At 65.3% G+C, this 16,958-nt stretch carries 11 protein-coding genes, 1 pseudogene and 1 riboswitch; of the genes and pseudogenes, 4 read left to right on the forward strand and 8 right to left on the reverse strand.

All coding sequences use genetic code 11. The annotated features are described in order from the left end of the window. Nucleotides 1–172: 172 nt before the first annotated feature. The 6 genes and pseudogenes from JN302_RS39795 to thiB all read right to left on the reverse strand — a co-directional run. Nucleotides 173–1,981 (reverse strand): annotated as a pseudogene (locus JN302_RS39795) (hypothetical protein); the annotation flags it as partial. A 1,071-nt stretch (nucleotides 1,982–3,052) separates the two neighbouring features. After that, entirely contained in the window at nucleotides 3,053–3,313 is a 261-nt protein-coding gene (locus JN302_RS11965; protein ID WP_202312353.1) for a DUF2312 domain-containing protein, read from the reverse strand. 282 nt (nucleotides 3,314–3,595) lie between these two features. Further along, complete coding sequence (locus tag JN302_RS11970; protein ID WP_202334265.1) at nucleotides 3,596–5,029, reverse strand: M48 family metalloprotease; 1,434 nt, start codon at nucleotides 5,027–5,029, stop codon at nucleotides 3,596–3,598. 209 nt (nucleotides 5,030–5,238) lie between these two features. Continuing rightward, complete coding sequence (thiQ, locus tag JN302_RS11975; protein ID WP_202332993.1) at nucleotides 5,239–5,994, reverse strand: thiamine ABC transporter ATP-binding protein; 756 nt, start codon at nucleotides 5,992–5,994, stop codon at nucleotides 5,239–5,241. Then, the gene (thiP, locus tag JN302_RS11980) at nucleotides 5,991–7,616 is read right to left on the reverse strand and encodes a thiamine/thiamine pyrophosphate ABC transporter permease (RefSeq protein ID WP_202332994.1); all 1,626 of its coding nucleotides are present in this window, start codon (nucleotides 7,614–7,616) and stop codon (nucleotides 5,991–5,993) included. The genes thiQ and thiP overlap by 4 nt, the downstream gene beginning before the upstream one ends. A gap of 622 nt (nucleotides 7,617–8,238) precedes the next feature. Continuing rightward, nucleotides 8,239–9,240 carry a thiamine ABC transporter substrate binding subunit gene (gene thiB, locus JN302_RS11985; RefSeq protein WP_202312356.1) on the reverse strand — a complete coding sequence of 334 codons (1,002 nt, stop codon included), beginning with the start codon at nucleotides 9,238–9,240 and terminating at the stop codon, nucleotides 8,239–8,241. A 42-nt stretch (nucleotides 9,241–9,282) separates the two neighbouring features. Next, nucleotides 9,283–9,410, reverse strand: a riboswitch (TPP riboswitch). 101 nt (nucleotides 9,411–9,511) lie between these two features. On the opposite strand from thiB, the gene JN302_RS11990 reads away from it, so the two are divergent. The 4 genes from JN302_RS11990 (at nucleotide 9,512) to JN302_RS12005 (ending at nucleotide 14,676) form a co-directional block, all read left to right on the forward strand. Then, a complete protein-coding gene (locus tag JN302_RS11990) occupies nucleotides 9,512–10,159 on the forward strand; it encodes a thiamine diphosphokinase (RefSeq protein WP_202332995.1) in 648 nt (215 codons plus the stop codon). Nucleotides 10,160–10,161: 2 nt separating this feature from the next. Further along, nucleotides 10,162–11,988: an ABC-F family ATP-binding cassette domain-containing protein gene (locus JN302_RS11995; protein ID WP_202332996.1), complete on the forward strand. Its 1,827-nt coding sequence runs from the start codon at nucleotides 10,162–10,164 to the stop codon at nucleotides 11,986–11,988. 91 nt (nucleotides 11,989–12,079) lie between these two features. Then, nucleotides 12,080–12,556 (forward strand): GNAT family N-acetyltransferase, encoded by a 477-nt coding sequence (locus JN302_RS12000; RefSeq protein WP_202332997.1) that lies wholly within the window; start codon nucleotides 12,080–12,082, stop codon nucleotides 12,554–12,556. A gap of 365 nt (nucleotides 12,557–12,921) precedes the next feature. Next, complete coding sequence (locus JN302_RS12005) at nucleotides 12,922–14,676, forward strand: ABC transporter ATP-binding protein (RefSeq protein WP_446720721.1); 1,755 nt, start codon at nucleotides 12,922–12,924, stop codon at nucleotides 14,674–14,676. Nucleotides 14,677–14,689: 13 nt separating this feature from the next. Here the strand turns inward: JN302_RS12005 and JN302_RS12010 are convergent, their stop codons facing one another. Together JN302_RS12010 and JN302_RS12015 are read right to left on the reverse strand one after the other, a co-directional pair. Next, nucleotides 14,690–15,778, reverse strand: a complete 1,089-nt coding sequence (locus JN302_RS12010; RefSeq protein ID WP_244846635.1) for a glycosyltransferase family 2 protein — start codon at nucleotides 15,776–15,778, stop codon at nucleotides 14,690–14,692. Nucleotides 15,779–15,825: 47 nt separating this feature from the next. Then, nucleotides 15,826–16,929: a glycosyltransferase family 2 protein gene (locus JN302_RS12015; RefSeq protein ID WP_202333000.1), complete on the reverse strand. Its 1,104-nt coding sequence runs from the start codon at nucleotides 16,927–16,929 to the stop codon at nucleotides 15,826–15,828. Between the last annotated feature and the right edge of the window lie 29 nt (nucleotides 16,930–16,958).

A 16,958-nucleotide genomic window follows, 5' to 3' on the forward strand; every position in this document is an offset into this window, starting at 1 on the left:
GCGGCGGCGGCGGCGCGGGAGGTGGTGGCGGCGGCGGTGGCGGCGGAGGCGGCGGAGGCGGCGCCGGGGGTGCCGGCGGAGGCGGCGGAGGAGAGGCCCTGCTGCTGCGCAGGAACCAATCGTTGTCGGTCTCGGATCCCGGCGTTACGCCACCGCGAAACAGCAAATATTCGAACGGTCCGGCGGCAACGGGATTGCCGAGCGCAAACGCACCTGCGGTGGTCGTCGCGCCGTTCAGTGCATCGACCACAAGTATGCCGTTGGCGACTGTCAGTTGCCCCGGTCCGTCCACGTTTGTCACCAGAATGCTTGTCGCGCCGCTCCCCTGGCCGCCGTCGATGACCAGTCGATCGGAGGGAGAAACGTCGGTGCCGAGGAAGGTCTGCAGGTTGAGGCTGCCACCCTGACCTATATAGTCGCCCTGGACAACGAACCTGTCGGTAGCGTTCGGATTGTTGTTCGTTAGGTCTATCGTGCCCCAATTGTGGACGGCGATGAACTGACCGCTGGCGAACGGCGCGACCGTATGGGTGCCGTTGCCCGCGAACACCGTGCTCGTTTCGTCGATGGCAAGCGTTCCGGTGCCGGTGCCCGAATCGCCGAGTTTCAACGTAGCATAGTTGTCGAACGTCAACTCGGAGCTGTCCGTAAGCTCGAACTGCTCCCAGTTCGTATAGCGGGCGACGTCGCCCCCGACCGTATTTGTCCACAGCAGCACGTCGTCCGACCCCAACCCGCCATTGACGGGAAGTCCGGTCTTCAGATTGGTTGGCGTGAGGCCGATGAAATGGGCAAAATCGGTGTCGGCTCCCGTGTCGAGGCCGATGATCTCACCGCCGGTCCAGACGACGTGGTCGTCCCCGTCCTGGCCTTGCACGGTGTTCGTGATTGTCCCGTTTCGAATGAGTGCCTGGTCCTCGCCAGAGCCCAGGAGCACATTTCCGTTGACCGTGCCGTCCGCCATGTCGAACACATCGTCGCCGTCGCCCATGTCGATGACGTTGGACACGAGGTTGCGATTGATGAGGACGTCGTCGCCATCGCCCAGCGTGACGGCCTGGTTGATGCGCCCGTCATTGAAGAAGAAGTCGCTCGCCGAGCCGTTGCTGATGATGCCCTGCATCACCCCGGCCTGGCGGTTGACGACAAGGTTTAACCCGTCACCGGTCAGCGTGATGCCGCTGTTGAACGTGCCGAAATTGTCGATGAAGTTGCGGGGACCGGTGAGGCTGAAGGTGCCGCTCACCGCAGCGCCTGCGCGGATGATCACCGAGTTGAGCTCCGTGCCGGTCATCGTCAGCCCGGCGTTGAAGGTTCCCTGGCTGTCGACGAAATTCCTGGCGCCTGCAATGTCCGCCAGCCCGTTGACGGTCTTGCCGGCAAAAATGTTGAGTCTATTCTCGCCGTTGCCGGTGATCGTTATGCCACCGCTGTTGATCACCCCGTTATGATTGATGACGATGATGCCGTCGCCTCTGCCGACGATTCCGTTCTGAAGAGTGCCGTTGTTGTTGAGCGTGAAAAGGTCATTGTCCACGGCGAACAGGCCGTTGTTCAGCGTGCCGTCATTGTTCAGCGTGCTCGTTCCCGGTCCCGTGATGGAGACGTCGGCATTGAAGACCGCATTGGGGTGAGCGGTGACCGTGACCGACTCCCCCGTCGAGTTGAAGCCTTCATTGATCTGCCCTTCGCAGTCGAAGGTTCCGGAGCCGGGAGGCGTTTCATGGCAGGCGGCAAACGCCTGCGCATCGCTCAAGCACAGAAGAGCGATCGAGGCGACGGATTGAAGAAGCACGTTGCGAAGGATTGGACGGCGTCGTCGTTGCCCGATATCGCTCAGGTTCGGCAGACGCATCGACATGGCTGGGGAGGTTGCCGTTCCGCGCCTTTCGGCCTGATGCCTCAAGGCGCTGTTTCCGGCAGCGGTCGCGCTTGAACGGGCACTAAGGGGCGGCAAGCGGCGAATCATCGATCGTTCCATCACAGTCGACGACACCCCCAGGTTGAAGGTTTGGTGGACGGCTCGTCCTTGTCAATCTCAAGAACGGCCAGCCCCGCCGAATTGGCGAGCGGGTGTGGTATGCGCGCAACAGGAAAAACCGCCGAAAAATTCACTTTGCGCGCACGATGCACTCGACGTGCCGACCGGCTGCGCCATGCGCGCAGCGGGCCGATATCGCCGGCAGTAGTTGGGTGCACGTAGATGCGAGCCGCCCCTGGTGACCTTGCGTGGAACCTTCATGTCGGGCTGGCTCGGATCGAGGCGCCCTTCGCGCGTGCCGCCGATCTGAAGCTGTTCGGCCCATTGTGCTGACTTTGATCCCTCGCTTCCCGACGCACCATCAGCTTCATAAGCCCGATCGTGCGCTCCCCTCTTTGGCGTCGAAATCTCTCATGGAGAGCAAACACCACGATAGTTGGACCAAAGGTCTAGATCGACAAAGGCGGGGCGCTGCTCTGAATGCCGGACGGTTCTCGACGATTTGCGCGGGAAACGACTGATGCCTGAGCATCTCTAGCGAGAGCATCCCGCGGCAGGAAAAAGGTCAATATGAAAAAGCCCATCTTGGGGTCCGCTTCATTGGATCGTCATCAAATGGACAGCCGTTGACCGCCTTTGTCGTAAGGATGAAGGCCGCGGTCAAATAAGTGAAGCGACGCGATGACAAGCGCATCGGAAGGGCGGGTGCGTTTCTGCTTCGCGCAGCGTCAGAGACCAAACAGTTTGGCAGGGATGTCTGGAGGCAACGCGAGTCGCGCCGACATGCCTATCGAGCGTTTCGCCGCCCGCGTCATTGAACATGGTCCAATAGGCTACCCTTTTCTGGCGTCGGGGCCGCCTCCCGAAGCTTGCGTGCATCCTGTGTCGACGAGATGCCGGGGCGAGTGGCCAGCAAAACCGACCGCCTCGCAGGAAGGGAATTGTCCGGGAGGATCCGGTGCACGACGTCAAGCTGTCGGCGCAGTCTCGCGCACTTCCTGGCGCTGGTACAATGCAGGTGGCAATGGGCGCGTCCAGCCCATCGCCTGCCGTTTAGGGGTGGCCGTTGGGTTACTCCATGCCGAGGGCGGCTTTGTAGAGGTCGAGGATCGATTCCTCCTCCTGCCGTTCGGCCTGGTCCTGCTTCCTGAGCCGGATGATGGTCCGGATCGCCTTGGTGTCGAAACCGGTGCCCTTGGCTTCGGCATAGACGTCCTTGATGTCGTCGGCGATCGTCTTCTTTTCCTCTTCAAGCCGCTCGATGCGCTCGATAATCGAGCGGAGCTGGCCCGCGGCAACGGTCTGGCTGGTTTCGGTGATGTCCTCGGCCATCATTGTCTCCTGCAAAGTCATGGGGAAGGCGACTGCCGAGTCGGAGCCGCCCAAGATCGGGCGTTTCGATGCCCGATGAAGGCATAAGGGTCAAGACGAAAGGGATGCCCCGCGGGCAAGGCGTCGCGATCGGCGTTCAACGGGACCGGAAGAGAGGCGTTTCTGCAACGGGTCGCGACTACAGCGTGTTGCGTGTGAACGGACTCACGCAACACGCCGTGGGTCTTTGATTTGACGCATGTCTTTGTCCCGAAACCGGTACCCACTTTCGGGAGACATGCTTTAGCGGTCCGTGACGATCTTGACCTTCTGGCCGGCCGAGACGCTGGCGCCGGGGCCGAGCGCGTTGAGCACGCGGAAGAGGTCGAGCTTGCGGTCGACGCCGACCATGGATGCCGCCAGCGAGCCGACCGTGTCGCCCGGTCGCACCGTCACGATGCGGATGCGCAACGGCTTGAGGGCCGCTTTCTCGGCCGGGGTCAGCAGCTTGAAGCTGCCGCTGACCGATCGCGCGATGCCGTCGAGCGCCGTGCTCGCGGCCGGAGCGGCGGTGAGCAGCCGGTAGACCTGACCGCCGGCCCTTATGACGACGATGTCGAACTGCCATCCGTCGGCGCGGGCGCGCGCCACCGCGGCCTCGTTGCCGTTGATGGTCTCGGCGCGCACGCTGCTCGGATCGAGGCCCGCCACCCATCCGCTGCGGACGTAGTCGACGAGTTGCACCTTCGGATCGAGGGCGACGCCGTCGAAGCGGATCGCGGTCTCGCCCGGGCCGGTCGCGGTGACCGCCGCGGCCGAGTTGTCGATCACGAAGCCCGACGGAACCGAGAAGGAGAGGCCGAGGCGCGAATGCAGAAAGGTGTTGCCGCGCACATAACCTTCGTCGGCGGTGTCGCCGAACAACAGTCCGTCGATGCCGGCGAGGAAGGAATCGCGGTCCCGCGCCCCGACGCCGGGTGCGCCGAACTGCCGTGCATGACCCTGGGCCAGTTCGATGCGCTGCGGCGCGTTCGGGTGGCTGGCCAGGAAGTCGAGGCTGGCGTCGGCGGCGCCGGTCACGCTGCGAAGGTCGCTGTAGGCGGCCATGGATTGCAGGAAACGCGACGCTGCATAGGGGTCGTAGCCGGAGCGCGAGCTGTGGCGAATGCCGATCGCGTCGGCCTCGAGCTCCTGATTGCGCGAGAACTGGGCAAGGCGCAGCTTGCCGCGCACGAGAGCGGCCTTCGCTGCCTGGCTGTCGCCGAGCACGTCGGAAACAACCTTGGTCGCCAGTACCTCCTCGGCCTCCTTCTGCTGGCGCTGCAGGCCGTGATTGGCGGTTACGTGGCCCATCTCATGGGCGATGACGGCGGCGAGTTCGGCGGAATCGTTGGCGAGCGCCAGCAGGCCGCGCGTGACATAGAGATAGCCGCCGGGCAGGGCAAAGGCGTTGACGTTGGGCGAATTCAGAATGGTGATGCGGTAGGCCTGGTTCGGATTGTCCGATTCCGCCGTCAGATTGCCGACGACCTTTGCGACCATGCGCTCCAGCTTGGGGTCGGAGTATTCGCCGCCATAGGTGGCCAGGATGCGCGGATGCTGGCCCCTGGCGAGCTCCGCCAGCCGGTCGTTGCGCGATACCGTGTCGACGGTGACCGGGTTGTTCGACGGCTGGAACGCGTTTTCGCTGAGCGAGTCCGCGGCATTGAACATGCAACCCGACAGCACCGCCATCATCGCGACGGCGGCGGCCAGGCGCAGATGGCGCAGGCGCAGCGGCACGGGGCGGTTCGGAGCCAGAGTCAGGTTCCCATCCTTTCGATTCGTCGACCTGCCCACAGGAGCCGGTCGTAGGCACGACGGACCAGCTTTACGCGACCTAAGCCACAGTCTTCGGCAACATACAAGGATTCGCCGGTGTCCGCGTAAGGACCCTTGGCTGCAAATTATGTCCGCTTCCGGGCAATCCCGCTCGCACGCCTTGTCTGCCCAATATAACGCAGGAAGGCTTCCGGACCAGAGTCTGCGAAGAATTCGGCTGTGGTGCCGGCCGCGGCGATCTTGCCGTCCTCGACGAAGACGACCCGTTCGGCAATCCGCTCGGAATCCCCGGGATGGTGTGTGACGAGCAGTACGGTCGGCCTGCGTTCGGCATGAAGGGCCATGAGGAGGTCCAGCATCTCCTCGCGCAAGGCCGGGCCGAGCGAGGCGAAAGGCTCGTCGAGCAAGAGCACCGGGCGATCCCTGACCAGCACGCGGGCGAGCGCAACCCGTTGACGCTCCCCTCCGGAAAGCTGCCGCGGCAGCCGTTTACCCTTGCCGGCCAATCCGGTGCGCTCCAGAGCCTGGGCGATCGTCGCGCGGTTTTCGGCCGAGAGGCGCAGCGACGGCGACAGGCCGAGACCGACATTGGCCTCCACGGAGAGATGGGCGAAGAGGTTGTTCTCCTGGAAGACCATCGACACCGGGCGCGCCGAGGGCGGCAGGCCCGTGACGTCATGGCCGTCGATGACGATGCGGCCCGAGGCGGGCGTCTCGAAACCCGCAATCAGGTTGAGCAAGGTCGACTTGCCGGATCCGCTCGGCCCCATGACGGCCGCGAACGCGCCCCGGGGCAGCCCGACGTCGAAATGCAACGATGTCTCGCCATAGCTGAAGCTGATATCGTCGAGCGTGACGCCGCCGATCGTTTCCACATTCATGCCGGCTTCCTTCCCAGCCGATCGGCCGCGAGCATGAGGACGAGGCAGAGCCCCCCGAGCAACAGCGCCAATCCGGCCGCGTCGGCCGTCCGATAGCTGCCCAGGCGCTGGTAAAGCAGATAGGGCAGGGTCTGGACGGCATCGCTGCCGAACAGGGCGATCACGCCGAGATCGCCGAGCGACAAGGCCATGGCGAAAGCGAAGCCGGTCAGCAGCGGCCGGCGCAGCACAGGCAGTTCGACAAGACGCAGCCGGTTCCAGCCGGCGAGACCGAGTTGCGCGCACAATCTCTCATGGCGTTCGCTGGCTGCGTCATAGGCCGGGCGAATGGCGCGCACCGCGAAGGGCATCGCCATCACCGCGTTGACGGAAACGACCATGACAGGCGCGAACAGCAGGACGTCGCCGATATGGCGCAGTAGGATGAACCAGCCCGCGCCGACGACGAGCGGCGGCACGACGAGCACGAAGCCGGCGCCGGTGTCGGCCAGGCGCTCCAGCAGGGAAGGCCTTTCACCCCGGCGGCGGCCGAGCTCCAGCGCCCGGCGCGCGGACACCAGGGAAAGGGCTGTCGTCACCGAGATCAATGCGGACAGGAAGGCGAATGCGAGGCTGGTGGTTGCGGCCTTGCGCACGGATGCCTCGCCCACCAGCCGGAGGAGATCGGCTTCGAGACCGCCGATGACCGTCGCGGCCATGGGGCTCACGACGAGCAGGGCTGCGAGCACGATCAGCATCGCATTCAGCACGGTCTCGGCGGCGCCGGCCGCGACGAGGCGTGGCCGCGACACGGGGAGGCCCGTATCGCTTGCGGACGGTGCTCCGATGCGGGCGAGCAGGGCGACGACAGCCATGGCGAGGGCGATCTGCAGCATCGTCAGGGCGGCCGCCCGTGCCGGGTCGAAGTCGAACCGCAGCGCCTGGTAGATCGCCACCTCCAGCGTCGTGGCGCCGGGCCCGCCGCCCAGCGTCAGCACCAGCGTGAACGATGTGATGCACAGCATGAAGACCAGACCGGCGACACCGGGCAGGCTCGCTCGCAGAACCGGCCACTCGATCAGCCGGAAGCTTGCCGTCGCGCCCATGCCGAGCTGGCTCGCCAGCCGCCATTGGTCGGGGGGCACGGTATCGAGCGCTTCGAGGAACAGACGGGTGGCGAGCGGCAGGTTGAAAAAAACATGGGCGATGAGGATGCCCGCGAGGCCGTAGATGCCGGGCCAGCCGTCGGCGCCGAGAAGCGTGAACAGACCGGAGACGTAGCCGGCCCGGCCGAGCAGGGCCAGAATGCCGAGGGCGGCGACGATTGCCGGCAGGCCGAGCGGTACCGCGAACAGGCCGACGAGCCAGCCGCGACCGGGGAAAACGGGATGGCGCGACAGGGCCCGTGCGACTGACATCGCCGGGGCCACCGAAAGCAAGGTCGACAGCAACGCCTGCCAGAGCGTGAAGCGCACGACACGGGCCATATAGGGGTCGAAGGCGGAGATCGCTCCCGACGGGTCGGCCGCTCCCTCCATGGCGAGACCGGCGAAGGCTCCGCCGACGAGCACGCCGATTGCCGCAAGCGCCGTCGCGCCGGCGGCGACGCGGGCGTCGGTGCGCCGGCGAGTGTGTGGGGTCACGGCGATATCCCTCAACCGGAGTTCCTCCGGTGGGGAGCGACGTGCGCGGGGAGAGAGGATTGCCCTGGGAGGTTTGCGCCACCCCGCCTGCCGGCACCTTCTTCTCCCCGCATACGGCTAGGGCATGCGCATATTTTCTGCGGGCCAAGACGTTTCTTATGGCCACCGAGTCGCCTACTTAGCCGTGCCTTGTGGCCTTTGCACCCGGGCGACCCCTCATCCGACCTCGCTTCGCGAGGCCACCTTCTCCCACAAGGGGAGAAGGTCGGAGCCTGGCTTTGGCTGCTCTGCCAATCGTCAACGTCAACGATTGGCCGGAACGCTTCTGCAACTCTTACCTTCTCCCCTTGTGGGAGAAGGTGGCCTCGCGAAGCGAGGTCGGATGAGGGGTATTCCACGAGGTATGCATGTCCTAGCCGCAAGCGGGGAGAAGACTGCCTGCCGCGATGACGGCACCTGGTCCTGCAGCCTCGACGATTGGCGAAATCGCAGAGGACATCGGTCTTCTCCCCGCTCGCGGGGAGAAGGTGCCGGCAGGCGGATGAGGGGCGGCGCCAAGACTGCAGGTACGCAGAGGATCGCGGCAGGGGGAAGGAGGGCGACATTGTCTGTCGACCGCCTCCTACTTGCTGATCGCCGCCAGCCATTCGTCGATCCAGGCCTTGCGGTTCTTCGCCACCTCCTCGGCGCTGAACAGCAGGGACTTGCCCGGCTGGACGAGCTTGCCGAAGGCCGGGTCGAGCGGCTTGTCAGTCTTTCCGGCGGGCAGCATCCAGTTGGTTTCCGGGATGACGTCCTGGAAGGCGGGGCCGGTCATGAAGGCGAGGAACCTCTGCGACAGCGGGTTCTTCGCGCCGTTGACGGTCGCGCCCGCGACCTCGATCTGCAGATAGTGCCCCTCTTCGAAGGCGGCCGCCTTATAGCGTTCGCTGTTTTCGGCGATCATGTGGTAGGCGGGCGAGGTGGTATAGGAGAGCACCATCGGCGCCTCGCCATTGGTGAGCAGGCCATAGGCCTCGCTCCAGCCGGGCGTGACGGTGAGCACGCGCGGCTTCAGCTTCGCCCAGGCTTCGCCGGCCTTGTCGCCATAGACGGATTTCACCCAGAGCAGCAGCCCGAGGCCGGGCGTCGATGTGCGCGGGTCCTGGATGACGATCTTCTCTCGCGGGTCGCCTTCGACCAGTTCCTCCAGGCTTTTCGGCGGGTTTGCGACCTTGTCGCTGTCATAGACCACGGCGAAGTAGCCGTAGTCGTAGGGGACGAAGACGTCGTCGTTCCAGCCGCCCGGCACGGCGAGCGGGGCAAGGCCGGCGCCGTGCGGCGCGAACAGGCCCGTCGCTTTGGCCTCGGCCGTCAGGTTGGTGTCGAGACCGAGCACGATGTCGGCCCTGGTGGCTCCGCCTTCGAGCTTGACCCGGTTGAGCAGGGCGACGCCATCGGCCACCGAAACGAATTGCAGGTCGCATGCGCATTCTGCTTCGAAGGCTTTCTCCACCTGCGGCCCGGGGCCCCAATCGGCGGTGAAACTCTCATAGGTATAGACGGTAAGCTTGCCTTCGGCCGCCGCCGGCCAGGCCAGCGGCACGAGGGCTGCGGTAAGGATCGACAGGAACTTCACGCGCATCGGCACCTCCTTGCGTCGCGTTGACAGGGAAAAGGCGTCGGATGAGCGAACGCATCTAATCCCTCCGCCGGTACAAGCCGGATCAGGTTCAGCGGGTTGGCAGGGGATTTCGCCCTTTGCCTCTCAGCCGGCTCGCGACCCTTGCGCGACCGGCACCCCGTTAGAGCAAGTCCAGACATAGAGCCGGCGAGGGGACACGGCAAGCGGTTGTTTCAAGTGCTCCGGCGTCACGCCTTTCCCTTTTGCCCGACCCCTGATAGAGGCGGGCGCCATGAGCATCTTCACCATTCTGCTCGGCGGCGACCTGATCCGCACGCCCCGCCTCGACGCCCAAACGGCGGGGGCGCGCGTGATCGCTGCCGATTCCGGCATCCGCCACGCCGACACGCTCGACTTGGCCCCGGAACTCTGGGTGGGCGATTTCGATTCCGTTTCCCTGGCGATGGCGGCAAGCTATCCCGAGGTGCCGCGCAAGGTCTTTCCGTCGGGCAAGGACAAGACCGATGGCGAACTCGCGATCGACGCCGCGCTGTCGCGCGGGGCAACGTCGCTGGTGATCGCCGGGGCTTTCGGCGGCCCCCGCGCCGATCATGCCCAGTTGCATCTGGCGCTCGCCATCCGTCTGGCGGAAGCGGGCGTGCCGGTGCTTCTGACCAGCGGCGCGCAGGAAGGCGTGCCGCTGTTGCCCGGCCGCTCCGCCTTCGACTACGAACCCGGCACGCTGTTCAGCGTGCTGGGGTTCAGCGATCTCTCCGGCCTGACGGTACGCGGCGCGCGCTGGCCCCTCAAGGCGGTCGAGGTGCCGTTCGGCTCGTCGCTGACCGTCTCGAACGAGGTCACAGGTGAGCTCTCGGTCGAACTCGGCTCGGGCCGTGCGCTGCTGCTTGCCCATCCCTTCCCGGATACGAACGCATTCTGACCATGGCGCCACCGCTTCTCCGCCTCGACGATATCAGGCTCACATTCGGCGGCACGCCGCTGCTCGACGGCGCAGCACTCTCGGCCTCGGCCGGTGACAAGATCGCGCTCGTCGGCCGCAACGGCTCCGGCAAGTCGACGCTGCTCAAGATCGCCGCCGGGCTGGCCGAGCCGCAGGATGGCGAGGTCTTCCGCCAGCCTTCCGCGACCGTGCGCTACCTGCCGCAGGCCCCCGACATGGATGGTTTCGCGACGGTCCGCGCCTATGTGGAGGCCGGGCTTGGGCCTGCCGACGATCCGCATCGCGTCACCTATCTGCTCGATCATCTCGGGCTCACCGGCGACGAGCGTCCCGACGACCTGTCCGGCGGCGAGGCAAGGCGGGCCGCGCTCGCCAAGGTGATGGCGCCTGAGCCCGACATATTGCTGCTCGACGAGCCGACCAACCATCTCGACCTGCAGGTGATCGAATGGCTGGAGGAGGAACTCATCCGCTCTTCCTCCGCACTGATCGTCATCTCCCACGACCGGCGCTTCCTGGAGAGGGTGTCGCGCGCCACGGTCTGGCTCGACCGCGGCCAGACGCGGCGCCTCTACAAGGGTTTCGGCCATTTCGAGGAGTGGCGCGACATCATTCTCGAAGAGGAAGAGCGCGAGCAGCACAAGCTCGGCCGCCAGATCGTCCGCGAGGAGCACTGGCTGCGCTACGGCGTCACAGCGCGCAGGAAGCGCAACATGCGCCGGCTGGGCGAACTGCAGGCGATGCGGCAGCGGTTCCGCAGCCATCGCGGCGCCGAAGGCCTGGCCAACATGGTCGCCAGCGAGGCGGCAGAATCGGGCAAGCTGGTGATCGAGGCCAAGGGCATTTCGAAAAGCTTCGGCGATCTCGTCGTGGTGCGGGATTTCTCGACCCGCATCCAGCGCGGCGATCGCGTCGGTCTTGTCGGCCCCAACGGCGCCGGCAAGACGACGCTGCTCAAGATGCTCACCGGCGCGCTGGCGCCCGATACCGGTACGGTCCGGCTCGGCACCAATATCGAGATCGCCACGCTCGACCAGAAGCGCGAAGCGGTCGACCCCGAGGAGACGCTGGCGCACTACCTGACCGACGGGCGCGGCGAGACGGTCGTGGTCAACGGCGAGGAACGTCATGTCGTCTCCTGGATGAAGGACTTCCTGTTCAAGCCCGAACAGGCCCGCACGCCGGTACGCGAACTCTCCGGCGGCGAGCGGGCGCGGCTGATCCTGGCACGGGTGCTCGCCCGCCCGGCCAATCTGCTTGTTCTCGACGAGCCGACCAACGATCTCGACATGGAGACGCTGGAACTGCTGCAGGAACTGGTTGCGGGCTATCCCGGAACGGTGATCCTCGTCAGCCACGACCGCGACTTCCTCGACCGCACCGTCACCAGTACCATCGCGCCCGACGGTGCCGGCCGCTGGATCGAATATGCGGGCGGCTATTCCGACATGCTCGCCCAGCGCGGCGGGACCAGGCTCGATGACCGCAAGGCGGCGCGCGCGAAGAACGGTGCCACGAGCAACGGCTCCGCCGCAAAGGAGGTGCCAGAGGCGCCGAAGGGACCGGCGAAAAAACTCTCCTACAAGCAGAAATTCGCGCTCGAGACCTTGCCGAAGAAGATGGAGGAAGCCTCTGGTGTCATCGCCAGGCTCGAGGAGAAGCTAGCCGACCCGGTTCTCTTCTCGCGCGATCCCGCGACCTTCAACAAGACGGTCGCCGCGCTCGACAAGGAACGCGCCAGCCTCGCCGCCATGGAAGAGGAGTGGCTCGAGCTGGAGATGCTGCGCGAAGAGATCGAGGGCGCCTGAGCGGAGCAGCGTCCGAGCCATCCTCGTCTGCACCAGGAAGTGGCCGATCCGGATGCTTGCCGGCCGGGGGCCGGACCGGCATCATGCCAGCATGACCAATGTCCTTTTGCGACCGGCGCGAGACGGCGAATGTGGCGAGATCAGCGCGCTCTGCCTGCGCTCGAAGGCGGTGTGGGGTTATGATGCGGCCTTCCTGGAGGCCTGCCGCGCGGAACTGTCGATCCAGCCGGCCGATCTCGATCCCGGGCTGCTGCGCGTCGCCGAGGTCGACGGCAAGCTCGTTGGGGTCGTCCAGATCGCGCCGGAAGGGGCGGACCTCCATCTCGACAAGCTCTTCATCGATCCCGGGATCCTGCGCACCGGCATCGGCAGGCGGCTCCTGGATTGGGCGGTGGGCCGGGCAGCGGAGCTCGGCGCGGCGCGGCTGGTCATCGATGCCGATCCGGGGGCGGCCGATTTCTATCGCAGGATGGGAGCGACCGATGCCGGCGTCGTTGCCTCGGGCTCGATACCGGGGCGGTTCCTTCCAAGGCTTGAACTGCTGTTGGCAGACCCGGCGGGGCGATAGACCGGATCTTGTCGCGGGCACGCCACGAGGCGATACGATGTTGCACTGCATCATCCGGCGCTGATATCCTTGCGTTGGGGGAGCACGCCGGCCGGAACGCGAATGTCGTCCAAAGGGTGCCGCATTGTGGTCGTAGGTGCCTCGGCAACTGGACCCTGGACCTCGATCGTCCGCGCCACGTGGCACGGCTTCAAGCCAGGGCATTGCGAGGCTCGTCGAGCAGGGGCGGCGACAATACGGAAGGCGATCCGAGCCCAGATGCGGCAAATTCGAGACATAACGTTGGCAAGCATGGCGGCGTCCTGCGGCGTGCTTGATGCTTTGTCGGTGTGACAATGTCGCGTCTGGTGCCTCCAGCGTTCCCGATGATGAAAAAAGCGCTCGGCTCCCGGTCGCGCATGCTGCCGGCAGTGGTGCTCCTCGGCCTAGTCGGCGCCGGACTTGAAGGCATAGGCATCGGCCTCGTCATCCCCCTGCTGGGCATCATCACCGGCGGCGCGGCGTCTGCTCAAATGAGCGGCCTTTCGGCGATCTTCCAGAGTTTCGGCCAGACGCTGAGCGACGACGTCCGCCTGATGGTGATCGCCGGCTTCATTCTTGCCCTGATCATCCTCAAGAACGTCGTTGCCTACGCCAACACGGTGCTCACCGCTTTCATCTATGGCAAGGCCGGCCATTCGATCCGAAGCGCCTTGTCGGAGCAGTTGCTGCGCGTGGGCTATTCCTTCTTCCTGCAGCAAAGTCCCGGGCGGCTGCTCAACATCATTTCGAACGAGTCCTGGCGCGCCTCGGACGCGATCCAGACCGGACTTGCGATCCTCGTGAATGCTTCGGCGGCGGTCATCCTCTTGGCTTTCCTCCTGCTCCTGTCGTGGAAGATGACCTTGCTCGTCGCACTCGGCCTGTTCGCGGTCCAGGCCGTGCATGCCCTGCTTTCGGCCAGCCTCAAGGTGCCGAGCCGCCGTGTCACCGCGCTTAACAGCGAGCTTGCCTCGCGCATGCTGCATCTCGTCCACGCAGGGCGTCTGACGCGGATCTTCGGCCAGGAGGTAAGGGAAAAGGCGGTTTTCGACACGGCTTCCGATGCGGTGCGGCGCGCGGCCTTCTCGCTGCAGGTCCGGCAAGGGTCGTTGCCGCTTCTTTCCGAGACCCTCCACGCCGCGCTGTTCCTCGGGGTGATCGTCGGCGCCGCCCTGGGCGGTGTGAGCTTTCCCCTGATCGCCGCCTTCGTGATCCTGCTTTATCGCCTTCAGCCGCATGTCCGGGCCCTGCAGTTCGCCTGGAGCCAGTTCCAGGGCTGGAGCGGATCGCTCGAGGAAGTGACGTGGCTGCTGGATTCGTCCGACAAGCCCAGGGCACCGCATGGCAATCTGCCCTATGACGGACTGAGCCGACACGTCCAGTTCGACGAAGTGTCGTTCACCTATGCCGGCGCGGAAACCCGCGCCGTGGTCCTGCAGTCGGCCAGTTTCGAGATCCGCGCAGGACGGTCGACGGCGCTGGTCGGCCGGTCGGGTGCCGGCAAGACGACCATCGTCAATCTGCTGTGCCGGTTCGTCGATCCCGACGACGGTGCGATCCTCGTCGATGGCATCCCCCTCGACCAGATCGATCCCGTGCAGTGGCGACGGCAGATCGCGTTGGCCAGCCAGGATCTGGAACTGGTGGACGGGACGATACTGGATAACATCGTCTACGGGCAGGAGCGGGCCACGGCTGCCGATGCCGAGCGCGCGGCGAAACTCGCCGAGGCGCATGCCTTCATCGAGGAACTGCCGCAGCGCTACGACACGATCGTCGGCTATCGAGGCGCGAACCTTTCGGCCGGTCAGCGGCAACGCATCGCGCTGGCGCGGGCCCTGGTGCGCGACCCAGACATATTGATCCTCGACGAAGCGACCAATGCCCTCGACGGCCTCTCCGAGGCAGCGATCATCGAGACGCTCAAATCGAGGGCGGGCAAACGCACGACGATCGTCATCAGCCATCATCGCAGTACGATCTCGTTTTGCGACGACATCGTGGTGCTGAGCGAGGGCCGCGTGAAAGGGCAGGGACCATTGGCCGCGCTGGGGCCGCTCGAGATGGATGCGCTTTACGAATATGAGGCGGCGAATTGAGGTGGCCTTCTCCTCAACTGCGTCGGTCGAATTCCATAATCACCACCTCGCCCGCGCCCGCGTCCGGGTCAATTGCGCTTTTCGAGGAAGTGCTCCTGTCCTTTGTTCTGCGCAACTCCGGGCGCGAGTCTCTTGCGCGCCCTTGCCGGAATTGCCCCAGCCTGTTTCCTGCCATGCGCCCCAGCAGTGCCAGGGCCATGAACTTGAGCACTCCGGCCAGGTTCATCGCAACCATCGGCCAGTAGGACAGACGCAGCCCCTCATCGAAGCAAGGTCCTCCGAGACTCTCTCTCCAGGCCGAACGCCCGGTCCAATACAGGTGACGCAAAAGCCAGGGGGCGCTGCGGCAGTGCTTTGCATAGAGGCCGCCGTTTCCAATGTTGTAGTTGGCATAGATCGAGCGGATCGCTCGCCGCGTCCGCCGCCCGTGGTGATGGAACACGGTCATGTCGGGCACATATTCGACCGGGATGCCCAATAGGTGGGCGCGCAGCAGAAAGTCTGTGTCCTCTGCCGCGTGGAGGGCGGCACCTGCGCCGAAACGCTCGTCGAACGAGCCGACGAGCGCCCCGACTTCGCGGTGCATCGTCATGTTGCAGCCCTGGATGAAGCCGCCGGGATGGGTCGCGCGCACGAAACGCTCGGTCGCGGGCGAGGTCTTTATGGTGAAAGGGAGGTCTGCAGGATCGCCCAGTTCGACACGGCCGCCGCGGATAATGCAGCCGTCCCCTTCTGCATAGTGTCGCTCCAGATCATCGAGATAGTGGCGACTCAACCGGATGTCGTCATCGACGAACACGAGGATATTGCCCCGCGCACGCGCCATACCGGCGTTGCGTGCCGCGGCCAGCCCCCGTCGCGCCTCCGAAACAATCGTCATCGGCAATTCCGACGAATCGGCCAGTCGCGGGAGCAGCTGCGCCGTGCCGTCGGTCGAGCCGTTGTCGACCACCACGACTTCGACATGGCATTGAGGACGGGCCTTCGATGCATCTCCGATTGACCGCAAGCAGGCTTCCAGCGCAGCGGCGCGGTTGCGCGTGCACACAATGAAACTTGCCCGGAGCGGATGGTCCCGGTCGGCATGGGCGTGCCGTGGCATGCCTTCGCGCGGGTCGCATTGCGCCGCGACCGGATTCGAACGGCCGCTCATTCCTGCCAATGCCCGGCAGGTGGAAGTATGGATGAGGCGGGCACCGAACTCATGTAGCGGATCGCCTCGCCCAGGCGCTTGTTCGCCGCCAGGGAAAGAAGGCTGAGCCCCGGTGCGAGTGAACCGACCTGCCAGGCGTATCTCTCACGCCGCCTGATGAGTCCCCATTTGCCGGTCTCGTCCAGGAACTGTCGTGTCAACTCCGGCCGCTTCTCGTCGGCGATCATCGTGTAGATGAAATAGAAGAGATTGAGCCAGCCGGCTTCGTAGCTCGTGCGCGACGGCGCCGAGGTCGCCGCGACCGCCGTCTCGAGCCGAAGCACATAGTCGGCGGCGGCGCGCACCGATTCGGGTGTTGCCTCTTTGGCGATCGAGCGAAGCAGTCGGTGATCGGGCATTAGACCTTCTTGCCGAAGATTTTCGCCGACGATGTCGAGATGCGTCGCACGCATGCGCTTCTTGTGCCGGCTGGTCACGCTGCCGTCATGCGTGCGATAGGCGATCAGGCTCTCTTCCATCATCACCGCCGGGAAATGCGCGGTTATCCGCCTGAACAGGTCAAAATCCTCGGCATGGGGGTAACGCGCGTCGTAGTGCAGGAGCGCGTCCGGGAGCACGTCTCGGTTGTAGACCACGGTCGAATGGATGAAGATCGTGAAGAACAGCGACAGGATACGCAGATCCCCGGTTGCGAAGATCGGGTCCCCGATTCCGCGGAACAGGCGGCTGCCGACGAGGCTGTCCACGCCGCCGCCGCAGATCGCGACCGCCGGGTCCCGCTGTAACACCGCCACCTGGCGCGACAGACGGAACGGATAGGCGATGTCGTCGGCATCCATTCTCGCGACGAGCTCGCCGCCGGCCAGTTCCAGTCCTTCGTTCAATGACGCGATCAGTCCCCTGTTCTCGCGCGATACGATGCGGATGCGGCTGTCGGCCCTGCGGAACTTCTCCAGAATCCGAAGCGAGGCGTCCGTCGAACCATCGTCGATCGCGATGACCTCGATCCGCCTGTAATCCTGCCGAAGAATGCTGCCGAGCGCCGCGTCGAGATAGGCGCCGCCGTTGTAGACCGGCAGGAGGACCGAGACGAGGGGCATACCTCTTCCCTGGCGGCGGGCCGTCGTCG

Source organism: Mesorhizobium sp. L-8-3 (assembly GCF_016756615.1).
Lineage (GTDB): Bacteria > Pseudomonadota > Alphaproteobacteria > Rhizobiales > Rhizobiaceae.

Excerpts from the sequence above, each read along its gene's own strand:
- JN302_RS11965 (WP_202312353.1), bottom strand. The coding sequence starts at position 3,313 with ATGGCCGAGGACATCACCGAAACCAGCCAGACCGTTGCCGCGGGCCAG.
- JN302_RS11970 (WP_202334265.1), bottom strand. The coding sequence starts at position 5,029 with ATGATGGCGGTGCTGTCGGGTTGCATGTTCAATGCCGCGGACTCGCTC.
- thiQ (WP_202332993.1), bottom strand. The coding sequence starts at position 5,994 with ATGAATGTGGAAACGATCGGCGGCGTCACGCTCGACGATATCAGCTTC.
- thiB (WP_202312356.1), bottom strand. The coding sequence starts at position 9,240 with ATGCGCGTGAAGTTCCTGTCGATCCTTACCGCAGCCCTCGTGCCGCTG.
- JN302_RS11990 (WP_202332995.1), top strand. The coding sequence starts at position 9,512 with ATGAGCATCTTCACCATTCTGCTCGGCGGCGACCTGATCCGCACGCCC.
- JN302_RS11995 (WP_202332996.1), top strand. The coding sequence starts at position 10,162 with ATGGCGCCACCGCTTCTCCGCCTCGACGATATCAGGCTCACATTCGGC.
- JN302_RS12000 (WP_202332997.1), top strand. The coding sequence starts at position 12,080 with ATGACCAATGTCCTTTTGCGACCGGCGCGAGACGGCGAATGTGGCGAG.
- JN302_RS12005 (WP_446720721.1), top strand. The coding sequence starts at position 12,922 with ATGATGAAAAAAGCGCTCGGCTCCCGGTCGCGCATGCTGCCGGCAGTG.
- JN302_RS12010 (WP_244846635.1), bottom strand. The coding sequence starts at position 15,778 with ATGCCACGGCACGCCCATGCCGACCGGGACCATCCGCTCCGGGCAAGT.
- JN302_RS12015 (WP_202333000.1), bottom strand. The coding sequence starts at position 16,929 with ATGCCCCTCGTCTCGGTCCTCCTGCCGGTCTACAACGGCGGCGCCTAT.